Origin of the sequence: Methylobacterium mesophilicum SR1.6/6 (assembly GCF_000364445.2) — a bacterium.
In the GTDB taxonomy this organism is placed as follows: Bacteria; Pseudomonadota; Alphaproteobacteria; order Rhizobiales; family Beijerinckiaceae; genus Methylobacterium; species Methylobacterium mesophilicum_A.
In genome coordinates, this window is the sequence record NZ_CP043538.1 from 2,732,667 (window position 1) to 2,748,420 (window position 15,754).

General features: G+C 69.6%; 14 protein-coding genes. 10 read left to right on the forward strand and 4 right to left on the reverse strand.

The window, feature by feature from the left end; translation table 11 throughout:
• The first annotated feature begins 6 nt into the window (after window positions 1-6).
• The gene (locus tag MMSR116_RS13015) at window positions 7-2,229 is read left to right on the forward strand and encodes a xanthine dehydrogenase family protein molybdopterin-binding subunit (RefSeq protein ID WP_010682708.1); all 2,223 of its coding nucleotides are present in this window, start codon (window positions 7-9) and stop codon (window positions 2,227-2,229) included.
• A gap of 250 nt (window positions 2,230-2,479) precedes the next feature.
• Window positions 2,480-4,021, forward strand: a complete 1,542-nt coding sequence (locus tag MMSR116_RS13020) for a class I adenylate-forming enzyme family protein (RefSeq protein ID WP_010682707.1) — start codon at window positions 2,480-2,482, stop codon at window positions 4,019-4,021.
• A gap of 12 nt (window positions 4,022-4,033) precedes the next feature.
• On the opposite strand, the gene mgtE is transcribed toward MMSR116_RS13020, so the two are convergent.
• Window positions 4,034-5,404: a magnesium transporter gene (mgtE, locus tag MMSR116_RS13025; protein WP_010682706.1), complete on the reverse strand. Its 1,371-nt coding sequence runs from the start codon at window positions 5,402-5,404 to the stop codon at window positions 4,034-4,036.
• Between the two features lie 434 nt (window positions 5,405-5,838).
• On the opposite strand from mgtE, the gene pqqA (MMSR116_RS13030) reads away from it, so the two are divergent.
• The 3 genes from pqqA (MMSR116_RS13030) (at window position 5,839) to MMSR116_RS13040 (ending at window position 7,214) form a co-directional block, all read left to right on the forward strand.
• Window positions 5,839-5,928, forward strand: a complete 90-nt coding sequence (gene pqqA, locus MMSR116_RS13030) for a pyrroloquinoline quinone precursor peptide PqqA (RefSeq protein ID WP_007559223.1) — start codon at window positions 5,839-5,841, stop codon at window positions 5,926-5,928.
• 82 nt (window positions 5,929-6,010) lie between these two features.
• A complete protein-coding gene (pqqA, locus tag MMSR116_RS13035) occupies window positions 6,011-6,100 on the forward strand; it encodes a pyrroloquinoline quinone precursor peptide PqqA (RefSeq protein WP_007559223.1) in 90 nt (29 codons plus the stop codon).
• A gap of 187 nt (window positions 6,101-6,287) precedes the next feature.
• Window positions 6,288-7,214, forward strand: coding sequence for a class I SAM-dependent methyltransferase (locus MMSR116_RS13040; protein ID WP_039892615.1), 927 nt, complete (start codon window positions 6,288-6,290; stop codon window positions 7,212-7,214).
• Window positions 7,215-7,218: 4 nt separating this feature from the next.
• Here MMSR116_RS13040 and MMSR116_RS13045 read toward each other — a convergent pair whose 3' ends face one another.
• Together MMSR116_RS13045 and MMSR116_RS13050 are read right to left on the reverse strand one after the other, a co-directional pair.
• Window positions 7,219-8,466, reverse strand: a complete 1,248-nt coding sequence (locus MMSR116_RS13045) for a NupC/NupG family nucleoside CNT transporter (protein WP_010682703.1) — start codon at window positions 8,464-8,466, stop codon at window positions 7,219-7,221.
• 57 nt (window positions 8,467-8,523) lie between these two features.
• On the reverse strand, window positions 8,524-9,114 hold the full coding sequence (locus MMSR116_RS13050; RefSeq protein WP_039892614.1) for a TetR/AcrR family transcriptional regulator: 591 nt from the start codon (window positions 9,112-9,114) through the stop codon (window positions 8,524-8,526).
• Window positions 9,115-9,272: 158 nt separating this feature from the next.
• Here MMSR116_RS13050 and MMSR116_RS13055 point away from each other — a divergent pair, with 158 nt between their 5' ends.
• The 3 genes from MMSR116_RS13055 to MMSR116_RS13065 are packed head-to-tail and all read left to right on the forward strand — an operon-like array spanning window position 9,273 to window position 12,500.
• Window positions 9,273-10,124, forward strand: coding sequence for an SDR family NAD(P)-dependent oxidoreductase (locus MMSR116_RS13055; protein WP_010682701.1), 852 nt, complete (start codon window positions 9,273-9,275; stop codon window positions 10,122-10,124).
• A gap of 1 nt (window position 10,125) precedes the next feature.
• A complete protein-coding gene (locus MMSR116_RS13060; RefSeq protein WP_010682700.1) occupies window positions 10,126-11,034 on the forward strand; it encodes an alpha/beta hydrolase in 909 nt (302 codons plus the stop codon).
• The gene (locus tag MMSR116_RS13065; protein ID WP_010682699.1) at window positions 11,031-12,500 is read left to right on the forward strand and encodes a flavin-containing monooxygenase; all 1,470 of its coding nucleotides are present in this window, start codon (window positions 11,031-11,033) and stop codon (window positions 12,498-12,500) included. Before MMSR116_RS13060 ends, MMSR116_RS13065 begins: the two co-directional genes overlap by 4 nt.
• 78 nt (window positions 12,501-12,578) lie before the next feature.
• On the opposite strand, the gene MMSR116_RS13070 is transcribed toward MMSR116_RS13065, so the two are convergent.
• A complete protein-coding gene (locus MMSR116_RS13070) occupies window positions 12,579-13,232 on the reverse strand; it encodes a protein-L-isoaspartate O-methyltransferase family protein (RefSeq protein WP_010682698.1) in 654 nt (217 codons plus the stop codon).
• A 546-nt stretch (window positions 13,233-13,778) separates the two neighbouring features.
• Here MMSR116_RS13070 and MMSR116_RS13075 point away from each other — a divergent pair.
• Both MMSR116_RS13075 and MMSR116_RS13080 read left to right on the forward strand, forming a co-directional pair.
• A complete protein-coding gene (locus tag MMSR116_RS13075) occupies window positions 13,779-15,050 on the forward strand; it encodes a PQQ-dependent sugar dehydrogenase (protein ID WP_010682697.1) in 1,272 nt (423 codons plus the stop codon).
• Entirely contained in the window at window positions 15,047-15,637 is a 591-nt protein-coding gene (locus MMSR116_RS13080; RefSeq protein WP_010682696.1) for a c-type cytochrome, read from the forward strand. Before MMSR116_RS13075 ends, MMSR116_RS13080 begins: the two co-directional genes overlap by 4 nt.
• Window positions 15,638-15,754: the final 117 nt, after the last annotated feature.

Below are 15,754 nucleotides of genomic sequence, written 5' to 3' on the forward strand. Positions count from 1 at the left end.
GTCCCCATGGAGATGAACCAGCCGATCGGCCGGACGCCCCTCGACGACCGTCCCGACGGCCTCGTCGGCAAGCCTCTCGACCGGGTCGAGGGCAAGCTCAAGGTCACGGGCCACGCGCCCTACGCGTACGAGACGCGCGCGCTCAAGAACCCCGCCTACGGCTTCATCGTCCCGGCCACGATCGCGGCCGGGACGATCCGGGCGATCGACGCCGAGGCCGCCCGCCGGGCGCCGGGCACGATCCTGGTCCTGACCCACGAGAACGTGCCCGAGCAGGGTGAGAAGAAGGAGCAGGTCTGGCCGCAGCTCCAGGGCCGGGAGGTGAAGTTCTACGGGCAGCCCGTCGCCTTCGTGGTGGCCGAGACCTTCGAGCAGGCCCGCGCCGCCGCCATGCTGGTCAAGGTCCAGTACGATGCAGGCAAGCCCAAGGGGCTGCTCAAGGACAACGTCGCGGCGGCCTACGAGCCGAAGCCTGTCAACTCGCCCCCGGATTCCAAGCTCGGGGACTTCGACGCCGCGTTCGCGGACGCGCCGGTGAAGCTCGACGTCGAGTACGTCACGCCGCCGCAGATCCACGCGCAGATGGAGCCGCACGCCACCATCGCCGCCTGGGAGGGTGATGGACCGGTGCTCTATACGGCCAACCAGATGCCGAACCGCGGCCAGAAGTCCCTCGGCTCGGTGCTGAAGCTGGCACCCGAGAAGGTCCGCATCGTCAGCCCCTATATCGGCGGCGGCTTCGGCGCGAAGCTGCAGGTCCAGCCGGAAGCGACCCTGGCGGTGCTGGCCGCGAAGCTGATCCAGCGTCCCGTGAAGGTGGCGCTGACCCGCCAGCAGGAATTCCACGTCGCGACGCACCGCACCGACACGATCCAGCGGATCCGCCTCGGCGCCGACAAGGACGGGCGCCTCTCGGCGATTGCGCACGAATCCTGGTCGGACACCGCCGAGGGCGACGGGTTTTTCGAGACCTCGGCCAACGTCACCCGGTCGCTCTACGCGGCGCAGAACCGCGTGACGCGCCACCGGCTCGTGAACCTCAACATGCCGATCGCCTCGGCGATGCGCGCCCCCGGCGAAGCCGTGGGGCAGCTCGCCTTCGAGTGCGCCATGGACGAGCTCGCCGAGCAGCTGAAGATCGACCCGATCGAGCTGCGGGTGCGCAACGAGCCGGCCGAGGATCCCGAGAAGAAAGTGCCGTTCTCCACGCGCCAGCTCGTGCCCTGCATGCGCGAGGGTGCGCGCCTGTTCGGCTGGGACAAGCGGCAGGCGGCGGGCAGCCGCCGTGAGGGCAACTGGCTCGTCGGCATGGGCATGTCGGCGGCCGCGCGCCTCAACCCGCTGATGCCGTCCGCCGCGAAGGTCCGCCTCGGGCCGGACGGCGTGCTGGTCGTCCGCATGGCCATGACCGATCCCGGGACCGGCACCTACACCATCCTGACGCAGATCGCCGGCGAGATGCTGGGGCTGCCGGCGGAGCGGGTGCGGGTCGAGATGGGCGACACCGACTTCCCCTTCGCCTCGGGCTCGGGCGGCTCGTTCGGCGCCGCCTCGTCGGGCTCGGCGCTCTATGTCGCCTGCGACAATCTCCGGCAGGCGCTGCTCAAGGCCGGCGATCTCAACCCGGACGGCGCCACGTTCCGCGACGGCGCGGTCACCTCGGGCAACCGCACGGAGGCGCTGACCGACCTCGCCGGATCGGGGCTGGAGGCCTCGGGCGAGATCAAGCCGGGGGAGATGAAGCAGAAATTCTCGCAATACTCCTATGGCGCGCACTTCGCCGAGGTCGGCGTCGATGTCGATACCGGCGAGATCCGTCTGCGGCGGATGCTCGGCGTGTTCACCGGCGGGCGCATCCTCAACGCCAAGACGGCGCGCAGCCAGGCGATCGGCGGCATGACCTTCGGGGTCGGTGCAGCGCTGATGGAGGATGCGGTGATCGATCCGCGCTACAGCTACTTCGTCAACCACGACATGGCCGAGTACCACGTGCCGGTCCACGCCGACATTCCGAAGATCGACGCGGTGTTCCTGCCGGAACTCGACGACAAGGCGAACCCGCTGAAGAGCAAGGGGCTGGGCGAGCTCGGCATCTGCGGCGCCGGGGCCTCGCTGGCCAACGCGATCTACAACGCCACCGGGATCCGCGTGCGCGAATACCCGCTGACGCTCGACAAGATGCTGAAGGGTTTCGAGGAGCAGGAGGGGCAGGCGCAGCGGCGGACATGATGTCCGGAGCCGCTTCGTGGCGCTCTTCGTGCCGGGTCCGGATCAGGTTCCGCTGACGCGCCACCTGTCCGGGGACGGGGGCAGCTCCATTTGAAGCGCCATGTTTTCCCGCGCGCGCGAAGCGAAAGCGGAATGCGACCCAGGATCCAGCACGGGACTCGCTGCGAAGCGGCTCCCCAAAGCCCCCAGTTGACGCAAGCAAGTTCAGGCAGGACACCGGGCTAAAAGCTTGCTTTGGGGGAAGCGCCCGGTGTCCGACAGCCTGCCCAGTGACCGCCATCCGCCGGCCCGCTTCAATGCCGCGCGGTACTGCCTCGCCGAGAACGCACGGCTTCGTCCCGACAAGACCGCGCTCATCATGGTCGGCGACGACACGGCGGATCGCCTCACCTTCGGCGACGTCGAGCGGGCGGTCCGGGGGATCGCGGCCGGCCTGCTCGGCCTCGGCCTGAAGCCCGGCGACCGGGTGATGATCCGGATGGGCAACGAGGCCGACTACGTCCTCGTCTATTTCGGTGCCCTGGCGGCCGGCTTGGTGGCACTGCCCTCCTCGCCGCAACTCACCGAAGGCGAGGCGGCGTTCCTGATGGAGAATTCCGGCGCCGCCGCGGTGGTGATCGGCAGCGGCTGCACCGTCTCACCGGAGGCGCTCGGCGGCCGCCTGCTCCTCGATGCCGCCGCCATCGCCGCCTTCAAGGCCGGCCCTCCCCTTCCCGACTACGCCGATACCGCCGCCGACGATCCGGCGATGTTGATCTACACCTCCGGCACGACCAGTCGGCCGAAGGGCGTGCTCCACGCCCACCGCGCCGCCTACGGCCGCCGGCCGATGCTCGACCATTGGCTCGGGCTCAGCGAATCCGACGTGATGCTGCATGCCGGCACCATGAACTGGACCTACACGCTGGGCGTCGGCCTGAGCGACCCCTGGTCGGTGGGCGCCACCGCGGTGCTCTACAACGGGCCGCGCGACCCGGCCGTCTGGCCGCAGCTCATTGCCCAGTATGGCGCGACGCTGTTCGCCGCGGTCCCGACTCTCTACCGGCAGATCCTGAAATACGGCGACTTCGGTGCGCACGACCTGTCGAGCCTGCGCCATGGCTGCACGGCGGGGGAGCCGCTCCCGGTCGAGCTTCTGGACGCCTGGACGACGGCCACCGGAAAGCCCCTCTACGAGGCGCTCGGGATGAGCGAGATCTCGACCTACATCTCGAGCGGCCCGACCATTCCGGTCCGCCCCGGCTCGCCCGGCAAGCCGCAGCCCGGGCGCCGGGTGGCGATCCTGCCCGTGGAGGGTGAACCGGTGCCGCTGCCGGTCGGCGAGCCCGGCCTGCTCGCCGTCCACCGCTCCGAGCCGGCGCTGATGCTCGGCTACTGGAACCGCCCCGAGGAAGAGGCCGAGGTGCTGCGCGGCGACTGGTTCGTGGGCGGCGACCTCGCCCGGCTCGATGAGGACGGCTACCTCTGGTTCGAGGGCCGCAACAACGACCTGATGAAGGCGATGGGCTACCGGGTCTCGCCCAACGAGGTGGAGGTCGTGCTGTCCGCCCATCCCTCCGTGGCGGAGGTGGGCGTCGCCGAATTATCGGTGCGGGCGGACGTGTCGGTGATCTGCGGCTTCGTGGTGCTCCAGCCCGACGCCGAGCCCGACGCGGAGGCGCTGCTCGCGTGGTGCGCCGAGCGGCTCGCCGCCTACAAGCGCCCCCGGGAGATCCGCTTCCTGGACGCGCTGCCGCGCACGCCGAACGGCAAGGTGCAGAGGAAGCGGCTCGCCGAGGCGGTGGCGGGGTAGGTCGCCCCTGCCCTACAGCAGCGTCCCGCGCAGGATCAGCAGCGCCACCGAGAAGTAGATCACGAGCCCGGTCACATCGACCAGGGTCGCCACGAAAGGCGCCGAGGCGGTGGCCGGGTCGAAGCCGATCCGCTGGAGCAGGAACGGCAGCATCGAGCCCGACAGCGACCCGAACGTCACGATCCCGACGAGCGCCGCGCCCACCGTGGCGGCGACCAGAGGCCAGTGTTCGCCGTAATCGTAGAGCCCGAGTTTCTGCCACGCGACGATTCGGATCACCGCGATCACCCCGAGGATCGCGCCGAGGACGATACCGGTCGGCAGTTCCCGCAGCGCCACCCGCCACCAGTCGCGCAGGCGGATCTGGTGCAGCGCCAGCGCCCGGATCAGCAGCGAGGTCGCCTGTGAACCCGAATTGCCGCCCGAGCTCATGATCAACGGGATGAACAGCGTCAGGACGATCGCCTTCTCCAGCTCCCCCTCGAAGCCCTGCATGGCCGAGGCCGTGAGCATCTCCGACAGGAACAGCGCGCAGAGCCAGCCGGCCCGCTTCCGGATCATCGTGAAGAAGCCGATATCCATGTAGGGCTCCGGCAGGGCCTCCATGCCGCCGAAGCGCTGCACGTCCTGCGTCTGCTTCTCGATCATCGCGTCGATCATGTCGTCGACGGTGACGATGCCGATGACATGCCCCACGGCGTCGACCACCGGCAGGGCCAGGAGGTCGTATTTGGAGATCAGCCGGGCCGCCTCCTCGCGGCTCGCCGTCGGCGAGACGGCGAGCGGCCGACGCCCCGGTGCAACGCTGAGCACGTTGTCGCCCGGATCCCCCGAGATCAGGCGCCGCAGGGGCACCGCCTTGGTGAGCGCGCGGGTGCGCGGGTCGAGTACGAAGATCGCGTAGATCGTCTCGCGGGTCTTCTCCACGTGGCGGATGTGCTCCAGCGTCTGGCCGACCGTCCAGGTACCCGGAACCGTGACGAACTCGGTGGTCATCAGCGAGCCGACCGTCTCCTCGCCGTAGGCCGAGAGCCGGTCCACGGCGCCGCGAGTCTCGGCGTCGAGGCGGGCACGCAGGTCGGAGCGTCCGGGCTCCTCGATCTCGCGGAAGACATCGGTCACACGGTCGGCCGACATGCCCGACAGGTAGGCGGCCACCCGGTCGCGGGGCAGCATCTCGATGATGTCGGCGGCGCAGTCGAGTTCCGGCTGATCGAGCACCTCCACGGCGCGATCCATCGGCAGGCCGAGCAGGATCGCGGCGGCGACCTCAGGAGCCTCCTCGTTCAGCTTCTCGACGATGTCGGGGGCCCGTTCGTCCGACAAGCGGGCGGACAGCACGGAGGGATCGACGCGCGTATCGAAGGGGGCGATCTCGTTCATGGCCTCGCCTCGTGGGTTACGAGGCGACGCGTCGCCGGTCATCCTGGTCAGGGCCGTGACCGGCCGCCGCGCCGGTCGCCCCGCGGCCAGGCCCCTTCAGCGGCTCAGGCGGGAAGACGGCGCGTGGCCGGGCACGGCAGGCACGATCGGTCTGGCACGTCGCTTCGCGGGTCGCTGCTGAAAAGGGGGCGCGCCGCCGCCGGAGACGCCGTCGCGCGGGTGCGTCGTGCGCCCGCCGGGAATGTCCGTCAAGCCGAAACCGTTCCTACTGAGGGCTTTCCGGGGCGGGTCCGCCACGGGTGTCGCAAGGCGGCACCAGGGCCTCTTCCGAGGGCTGCGCAAGGCTCCATATGAGAAATATAAGTGTTGCGCTCACTTGTATTGCGTCCAAGATATTGCCTATATGCACCCCATCAACAGCGAGGAGAAACGCCATGGCTTGGTCTGCCCCGATCGTGTCCGAGATCTGCGTCGGCATGGAAGTCACCAGCTACGAGTCGGCTGAGATCGACACGTTCAACTGAGGCGTCTTCGAACCGGCGCGGGTCATACCCCCGGTTCGGACGGATTTCATTTTTAACCCTCGAAACTCAAGTGGAGGAAATCATGGCTTGGTCTGCCCCGATCGTGTCCGAGATCTGCGTCGGCATGGAAGTCACCAGCTACGAGTCGGCTGAGATCGACACGTTCAACTGAGACGTCGACAGGTCGTTTCTGAGCGCCGCTTCACCCGAAGCGGCGCTTTTCTTTTGCGCGCATGCCAAGGGCCTGCGTCACGGCTTGACGCTCCGGATAAAAACCTGAACCGCTGACGCACGAGCAGGCGCGACCGCCTGCGGAGCGGGTGGTGATGGATTTGGCGGACGGCGCGGACGCAGCTGAGATGACGATCCCGCCCTGCCCGATCACCGGCGCCCCCGCGCGGCGCTGCGTCGAGCGTTTGGACGCGGCATTCCTCACGCTGCTCTGGCGATATTCGGGCCGCGTCGATGTCGGGAAGCTACTGCTGCCCGCCGGCACGTTCCGGCTCTGGGAATCACCCACCGGGTTGATCTTCTTCGACCCGCCGGTGGCCGGCGACGAAGCCTTCTATCGGGCCTTCTACGGCGAGATCGCCGCGCACGATAAGCTGGCCGGCCCGGAGACGGAGCGGCTGGAGTTCCGGCGCGCAGCTGCCCACGTGCCGGACGGCGCCCACGTGCTGGATGTCGGATGCGGCCACGGCGGCTTCCGCGCCTACGTGCCGAATGCCACCTACACCGGCCTCGACCCGAATTTCTCGGCCGAGGACCCGACGGGGGCGATCCTCGATGAGACCGTCGAGGCGCACGCGGCCCGGCTCGGTCCGGTCTACGACGTGGCCTGTGCGTTCCAGGTGATCGAGCACGTGGCGGACCCGCTCGGCTTCGCCAAGGCGCTGGCGGCCTGCGTGAAGCCCGGCGGCCTGGTTCTGATCGGCACGCCGCTCTGGCCCTCGCCCAACACCACGATCCCGAATTTCGTCATCAATGCCCCGCCCCACCACCTGACGTGGTGGACGACGGGCGCCCTGGAAACGCTGGCCCGAACCTTGGGCTGCAGGCCCGAGGCGGTCCACGAGATCGGCATGGACCGGCATGATTCGCTGATCCACTGGATGGCCAAGGTCACGCCCGTCCGCTGTCGCGACCGCTTCTTCCGTCAGACCTGGCCGTGGGTGGCGGCGCTCGCCGTCTCCTACCGGATTGGCTCGCTCCTCGACCGGTGGCTGCCGGTCCCGAAGCGGACGCGGCCGAACGCGCTGCTGCTGGTGGCGCGGAAGGCGTCCTGAGTTTTCACGCCACGAACAGCCCCGCGATCGCCGCGCTTGTGAGGTTCGACAGCGTTCCCGCGAGGATCGCGCGCAATCCGTAGCGGGCGACCTCGGAGCGCCGCTCCGGGACGAGGCTGGCGAGGCTCGCGAGCTGGATCGCGATCGAGGCGAAGTTGGCGAAGCCGCACAGGGCGAAGCAGACGATCGCCTGCGAGCGCGGATCGAGGGTGCCGGCCTTCAGGGTCGGCGACAGGTTGGCGTAGGCCAGGAACTCGTTGAAGGCGAGCTTCTGGCCGATCGCCGCGCCCACGAGGGTCGCGTGCTCCCAGGGAACGCCGAGGAGCCATGCCAGCGGGGCGAGTCCCCACCCGAGCACGCCCTCGAAGGAGGCGCCCGGATAGCCGACGAGCCCCCCGACGGCGCCGAACAGGCCGTCCGCCAGGGCGATCAGGCCCACGAAGGCGATCAGCATGGCTCCGACCGAGACGGCGACGACGAGGCCCTTCTGGGTGCCGTCGGCGGCGGCCTCGATGATGTTGGCGGCCCGCGTCTCCCCGAACTCCACCCGGGTGGTCGTGATCCGGGTCGGTTCCGTGGAGGGCATCAGTATCTTGGCGTAGAGCAGGCCGCCGGGGATCGCCATTACCGAGGCGGCGAGCAGGTAGGTCATCGGGACGCCGAGCGCCGCGTAGCCGGCCAGGATCGACCCGGCGGTGGAGGCCGCGCCGCTCGACATCACGGCGAACAGTTCGGCTCCTGTCAGGACGGCGAGGAACGGCCGGAGCGCCACCGCGATCTCGCTCTGGCCAATCGCGATGGTGATAACTGCGGAGAACGACTCGATGGGTGAGGTTCCGAGGATCCGCCGGAGGACCGCGCCGAGGCCTCGGGCGAGCGTCTGCATCACCCCGAGATGGTAGAGCACGCCGATCAGTGCCGAGACGTAGAGGATCTGCGGCAGCACACGCAGTGCTAGGATGAAACCCGAGCCGCCGAACAGCTCGAACATCTTCGGTTCCACGAGGCCGCCGAACAGGAAGGCCGTGCCGCGGTCACCGTACGAGAGGACCGTGACCACCCCGTCCGCAGCAGCCCTCAACGCCGCCTGCCCGGCCGGGAGGAAAAGGACCAGCGCGCCAAGTCCCACCTGCAGCGCGATCCCCGTCAGCACCACTCGCGGGCTGATCGCCCGCCGGTTCGTGGAGAACAGGGCCGCGACGGCGAGCAGCAGCAGGAGGCTGAGGCCGGCATGGGTCAGGCGGTCGAGCATCGCGTCCTTCGGGTTCGAGCTTGGCCGGTGCCCATGGAAGGTTCGGGCCAGCGACCGTCAACCCGGACGATGGGGCGCCAGATAGGGGGCGAACAGGTCGCGGACCTGCGCAAACCCCCAGTCGAGGTCGGCCTCGGTGAGTTCGGTGCCGCCCTGGAGGCGATGGTTCATCCAGTGGCTGGACACGATCCAGGCGTTGTCGATGAGCCGCCCGAGGGCGTCCGGGCCGATCCGGAGGCGTCCGGCCCGGATCGCCGCCTCGAAGACGCCGCGGGCCAGCGCCTGCGTCCGCGTCCGCAGGGCGTGGACGCGCGGACGCAGGCCCGGGGCGATCTCCACCATGGCGATGCCGTCGCGGTAGACGCAGCGGTAGCGCCAGATCAGGTCGAACCACGCGCGCTGATAGCCGAGCAGCGCCTCCGGAGCGGCGGGATCCGCCGGCAGCCGGCCCGCGACCGCGATGGCCTCGGCCTCGAAGCCCGCGAACACAGCTTCCACCAAATTGCTCTTGCGCGGGAAGTGGTACTGCAGATTGCCCTCGCGGATGCCGGACGCGGCAGCGATCTCGGCCGTGGTCACCCGGCCGAGGCCGCGAGCATTGAACAGCGCCAAGCTCACCGCGAGGATCCGATCGCGCGTGCGCGGCATCGCCTGCTCGCCGGCCGTGCCGTCGTCCGGTGATCCGCGGCTTCCACCTCGCGCCATCTCTGCCCGCCTCGTCTAGGGTGCTCACCCTAGACAATCTCCGGGCCGGGGGCTATCCCTCGATCAAGGCCCGGACCAACCGGCGAGACGGGAGGCGACGCTTGGCTCAGAGGTTTCAGCTCGCAGGCGCGGTCGCGCTGATCACCGGCGCGGCGAGCGGCATCGGCGCAGCCCTTACGACGGGTCTCGCGGCGCGGGGCTGCAGCCTCCTGCTGGTGGACCGCGATTCCATAGGCCTCGAGGCTGTGGCGAGCCAAGCCCGCAGCCGGGGCATCGCGATCGAGACGCGCGTCATCGACCTCGTGGATGCGGACGCGATCCGCGCCCTTCCGGAATGGGCGCAGGATCGGTTCGGGCGCCTCGACATCCTGATCAACAACGCGGGCGTCGCCCTCGGCGGCCGGTTCGACGAGACGCATCTCGAAGATTTTGAGTGGCTGATGGACATCAACCTCCGCGCGGTCGTGCGGATGTGCCACGCCTTCCTGCCGATGCTGCGCGCCCGGCCGGCGGCGCAGATCGTCAATCTGTCGAGCCTGTTCGGCCTTATCGCGCCCCCCGGCCAAGTGGCCTACTGCACCAGCAAGTTCGGGGTGCGGGGCTTCTCGGAGGCCCTCCGACACGAATATGCGGGCACGGGCCTCGGGGTCACCGTAGTCCATCCGGGTGGGGTGGCCACCGCCATCTCCCGCAACGCCCGCGGCCGCCGTCCGCCCAGCGATCCCGAGGCGGCCAAGCGCGCCGCGGTCGAGGACGAGAAGGCCCGCGAGGCCTTCGGCAAGCTTCTGACCCTTGCGCCCGCCGATGCCGCGGCCGCGATCATCCGCGGCATTGAGACCCGGGCGCCGCGCGTCGTCATCGGCAAGGATGCTAGAAACGCGGCTTTGATCCAGCGGCTGATGCCGGCAGGGTATTGGAACATGATCGTGCGACTCTCCGGCGGGACGCTCTAAGATGGCGAGCCTGCGCGCCTATCTCGGCGCCTACATGGTGCGAAGCCGGGTCCGCGGTCCCCTCGCCCGGGCGCGGGATGCGGCTGCCTTCCGGCGCATCTTCGAGGCGCCGACCTTCCCGGATCCGAAGGGCGTGACCTACGAGGCCGGGACCATCGGCGGCGTGCGGGGCGAGTGGGTCCGGCCGAAAGCCGGACCCGGACGGCGGATGCTCTACATCCACGGCGGCGGCTTCATCGCCTGCTCGCCGCGCACGCATCGTCCCGTGACAGGGGCCCTGGCGGCCCGCGGATTCACGGTGTTCGTCCCCGATTACCGGCTCGCCCCCGAGCATCCCTTCCCGGCCGCCGTCGAGGACGTCACGGCCGTCTGGCAGGCGCTCAGCGCCGAAGGCGCGGCCTGCGTGGCGGGCGAGTCCGCCGGCGGCAACCTCGCGCTGGTGCTGATGGGCGAGGCCCGCGCCCGCAACCTGCCGATGCCCTGGGCCGCGGCGATGTTCTCCCCCGCCACCGACTTCGTGTCCGAGGATGGCTCGCGGGTCACGAATGCCTGGCGTGACGCGATGTTCGACCCGAAGGCGCTGACGGCGATCCGGGCGATGTATCTCGGCGGGGCCGACCCGGCGGATCCGCGCATCTCGCCCATCTCCGGCGATCTCACCGGCTTTCCGCCCCTGCTGTTCCACGTGGGCGAGCGCGAGGTCCTGCGCGACGATTCGGTCCGCATGGCGGAGCGGGCGCGGGCCGCCGGCATCGCGACCTCCCTGAAGGTCTTTCCGATCGTCTCCCACGCCTGGCAGTTCGCCGCCGGCGTGCTGCCGGAGGCGCGCACCTCCCTCGACGAAGCCGCGGCGTTCCTGAAAGCGCATGCCCCACCGTCCCACGCGAAGGCCGGGAGCCACGCGCGATGACCGAGACCGCGTCCGCATCCCCCCTTGCCGTCCTGATCGTCGGGGCCGGTTTCTCCGGCCTCGCGATGGCGATCCGCTGCCGTCAGGCCGGGATCGGCCCGCTGCTGGTGATCGAGAAGGGCGACGGCATCGGCGGGACGTGGCACGACAACACCTACCCGGGCGCGGCGTGCGATATTCCCTCGCACCTCTACTCCCTGTCCTTCGCGCCGAAGGCGGATTGGAGCCGCCTGTACGCCCCGCAGGCAGAGATCCTGGCCTACCTGCGGGACACCGCCGAGCGCCACGGGCTGCTGCCCCTGATCCGGCTCGGCACGACCTTCGAGGGTGCGACCTGGGATGAGGATCGCGCCGTCTGGCGCGTGGAGACGGAATGCGGGTCGATCCTGGCGCGGGCAATCGTCTCCGGCATGGGCGGCCTGCACCACCCGGCCTATCCGGACATTCCCGGCCGCGACGCCTTCGCGGGTCCGGCCTTCCACACGTCGGCCTGGGACCATTCCGTCGATCTTGCGGGCAAGCGCGTCGGCGTGATCGGCACCGGGGCGAGCGCGATCCAAGTGGTGCCGGAACTCGCCAAAGTCGCGGCGCAGCTGACCCTGTTTCAGCGCACCCCGCCCTGGATCATGCCCAAGAACGACCACGCCATTCCCGAACGCGCACGGTCGCGCTACAGGCGCCTGCCCCTTGCTCGGCAGCTGGAGCGAGCCCGACTGTTCTGGCTGCACGAGGTGCGCGCCTTCCTGGGCTTCACCAAGGTCTCGAAGCTCACCGGTCAGGCCGAGGCAGTCGCCCGTCGGCATCTCGCCAAGGCCGTCAGGGACAAGGACCTGCGGGCGAAGCTGACGCCTGATTACCGGCTCGGCTGCAAACGCGTGCTGATCTCCGACGACTATTACCCGGCGCTTCAGCGAGACAACGTAACCCTGGTGACGGATAGGATCACCCGGATCACGGAGGCCGGTGTCGTGACGGAGACCGGGCGGGCTCACGACCTCGACGCGATTGTCTACGCTACCGGCTTCGACGTCACCGCGACCTTCGCGCGGATGAACCTCGTCGGCCGTGAGGGCCTACGGCTGACCGAGGCCTGGTCCGACGGTATGGGAGCCTACCAGGGCATCACGGTCGCGGGCTTCCCCAATTACTTCATGCTGCTCGGGCCGAATTCGGGGCTGGGGCACAACTCGGTCGTGTCGATGATCGAGATCCAGGTGCAGCACGTGATCGACTGCCTGAAGGCGCTGCGGAAGGGCGGCCGGGCTATCGAGGTCCGCCCGGAAGCGCAGGCGCGGTTCCTCGACCGGATCCGTACCCGGATGGCCGACAGCATCTGGCAGGCCGGCGGCTGTCGCAGCTGGTACCTCGACGCGAACGGGCGCAACACGACCCTGTGGCCCGACTCGGTGATGGCCTACCGCCGGAGCGCCCGGCGCGCTCGGCTCGGCGACTACCGGTTGCGCTGAGGGCGGGTCAGGCTACGCGCTCCTGCGTCGCGGGCGCATCGGGTCGACTGAGGGCAGCGCGAGGACGGCGCCCTGCTTTCAGAACGCGAAGCCGGCCTCGGCCGCGAAGGCGTCGAGGCCGGGAAGCGAGGCGTCGAACAGCGGACGGGCCCCGAAGGCATCGCCGGCGCGTACGAACAGCATCACCTTGGCGTTGCGGTGCGGGCCCATCACGCAGACGAGACGGCCATCGTCCCTGAGCTGCTCCAAGAGGGCCTGCGGCCGCACCTCGACACGGCCGTTGATCAGGATCACGTCGAAGGGCGCCTGCTTGGGCGCCCCGGCGGCGATCGGGCCCTCCACAACCTCGGCCGTGGTGCCGAGACGGGTGCGGGCTTCGGCGGCGAGGTCCGGACTCGATTCGAGCGCCGTCACCTGCGCGCCGAGCTGCGCCATGATCGCCGCCGCGTAGCCGGTGCCGCTCGCGACATCGAGGGCGGAAATGCCGGGGCGGACCCGGGCGGCCTGGATCATGCGCGCGAGCACCATCGGGGCCGGCAGGCATCGGGCCTCGCCGCCCGGCGCGTCGAGGTTCAGGGTCTGGTCGATATACGCGAAGGCCTCGCGGCCCTTGGGCACGAAAGCCTCGCGCGGCACGGTATCGAAGGCATCGAGCACCGTGTTGTCGTTCACGTCGAAGGTCCGCAACTGGCAATCGACCATCATCCGTCGCGCCTGCGCGTAATCGATCATCGAACCGTGTCCTCGAACCGGATCGGAATGCCGCATCGGCCGGGCACCGGCCAGCGACCGGCATCCGCGGCCAAGCCTAAGCTTCCCGGACGGGGGGCGTTTTCGGAGATCATTCGGCAAAACGCAAGGCGAGGGCCGGATCGAATCCCGGACCGCCGCGGAGGGCCCCGATCGGCCCGGTGACGCGGACGTGAAGTTTCGGTCGGGGAATGCTGTCGACAGGCAACCGTCGCAGTAGCTTACATCGATGCCGAGGGCTGATGATCGACAGCGAAGGAACATGCGGGAGACTCAGGGGTGTTCGGCTGCGTCTTCGGTCCCGCGCCGTCGCGCTGAAATTCATGCCGGCGCATGTGGCACCCAAGGCGCGGGATCATGGCGGGCGCCCGTCCGGGACCTCAGCGGTCATCGCCGCGCAGGAGGTTACGTCGTCATCGCGCTGTTCCGCCCCGGGCGGTCTGACGGGTCGCGCCCTCGTACGGATCGTTGAATAAAGAGTTCAGAACAAGCGGTCCTGCCGGAGGGCCGGCCGCATCGGGAGACACCATGACGCCGATCTGCAAGCCGACCCTGCCCCTCGCCGCCGCCCTTGCCTGCCTGGGCCTGGGCGTGGCGGTTCCCCGCCTCGCGCTCGCCCAGGAGACGCCTGCCTCCGCCGCTCCGCCGGCGAGCGTGAAGGCGGTCGAGCGCGGCGACGCCCTCTACGGCCGGCCCGAGGGCGGCGCGGCTGCGAAGCTCGCGCCGGTCGCGGGGCCGCCACTCGCGACGCCCGCCGCCAAGCTGCCGCTGGACAAGCTGAAGGTGCCGGACGGCTTCAAGATCGAGGTCTATGCCAGCGGCCTCGCGAATGCCCGCGAGATGACCCAGGCGCCGGACGGGACGCTGTTCGTGGGCACCCGGACCGTGGGCAAGGTCTACGCGGTCCTGCCGAAGGCGGACGCGGACGGGAAGCGGGAGGTGAAGACCCTCGCGTCCGGCCTGCACCGGCCGAACGGCGTCGCCTATCACGACGGCGCGCTCTACGTGGCCGAGCTCTCGAAGATCTGGCGCTACGATGACATCGCCAATCACCTCGACGGCGCCGCGAAGCCGACCCTCGTCTACGACGACCTGCCGAAGGACGAGGCCCATGGCTGGAAATTCATCGCCATCGGTCCGGACAACAAGCTGTACGTGCCGATCGGCGCGCCGGGCAACATCCTGATGCCTCCGGACACGCACGCGCAGATCCGCCGGATCGACCTCGACGGCAAGAACGCCGAGGTCATCGCCCGCGGGGTGCGCAACACGGTCGGCTTCGACTGGAACCCGAAGACCAAGCAGCTCTGGTTCACCGACAACGGCCGCGACTGGGTGTCGGAGGATATCCCGAACGACGAGTTGAACGTGATCACCGATCCAGGCAAGCAGCATTTCGGCTACCCGTTCTGCCACCAGGGGACGTTCACGGATCCGGAATACGGCTGGGGCCATTCCTGCGCGGAGTTCACCGCGCCGGCGGCGCTCCTCGGCCCGCACACGGCCTCGCTGGGCCTGCGCTTCTACACCGGCACGCAGTTCCCGGACGCCTACCGGGACGCGATCTTCGTCGCGCGGCACGGCTCGTGGAACCGCACGACCAAGCTCGGCGGCGACGTGGTGATGGCCAAGCCAGGCTCTGACGGCAAGGTGACCTCGGTGGAGCCGTTCCTGACTGGCTTCCTCCAGGACAACAAGTATGTCGGCCGTCCGGTGGACGTGCTGGTCGCCAAGGATGGGTCGCTGCTCGTGTCGGACGACTACAACGGCGCGATCTACCGCGTCAGTTACGGCCAATGATGCCTTGGCCTGTGCGCGTGATCCTAGGGCTCGCCCCTGCCCTCGGCGTGCTTCTGACGGGTGCGGCCCTCGCTGCGCCCGACGCCGCGATGCAGGAGCGCCTCGCCCCCTGCATCGCCTGCCACGGGGCGGGCACGTCGGAGACGGAGGGCGTGCCCTCGCTCGGCGGGCAGATGCCGGACTACGTGGTGACGCAGCTCTTCCAGTTCCGGGAGAAGCAGCGTGAGGCGCCGCCGATGAACGACATCGCGGCCGGCTTCTCGGACGACGACCTGCGCAGCTACGCCGACGCGGTGGCGACGCTGCCGCCGCCCACCCGGTCCGAAGCGGCCGCCGATCCGGCCCTGACGGAGCGGGGGCAGGCGCTCGTCGCCAAGCACCAGTGCAATTCCTGCCACGGGTCCGATCTCGCCGGGCGGGACGCGATCCCGCGGATCCGGGCGCAGCGCGAGGATTATCTGGCCAAAGCGCTGACCGGCTACAAGTCGAACAGCCGGCCGGGCTACGATCCCGCGATGAACGAGGTCGCGCAAGGTTTGAACGAGGCCGACATCAAGGATCTGGCGGCTTACGTGTCGCGGCTCTGACTCGAACGCCCCTTTGACCGCGCCGACCCGTCATCACGAAGGCAGCGAAGGGACCTAGGGCGACGCGCTGCTTGTCAGCGTGGCGTGGCCTGGATTGCTGTGCCGCGCCCGCGATGA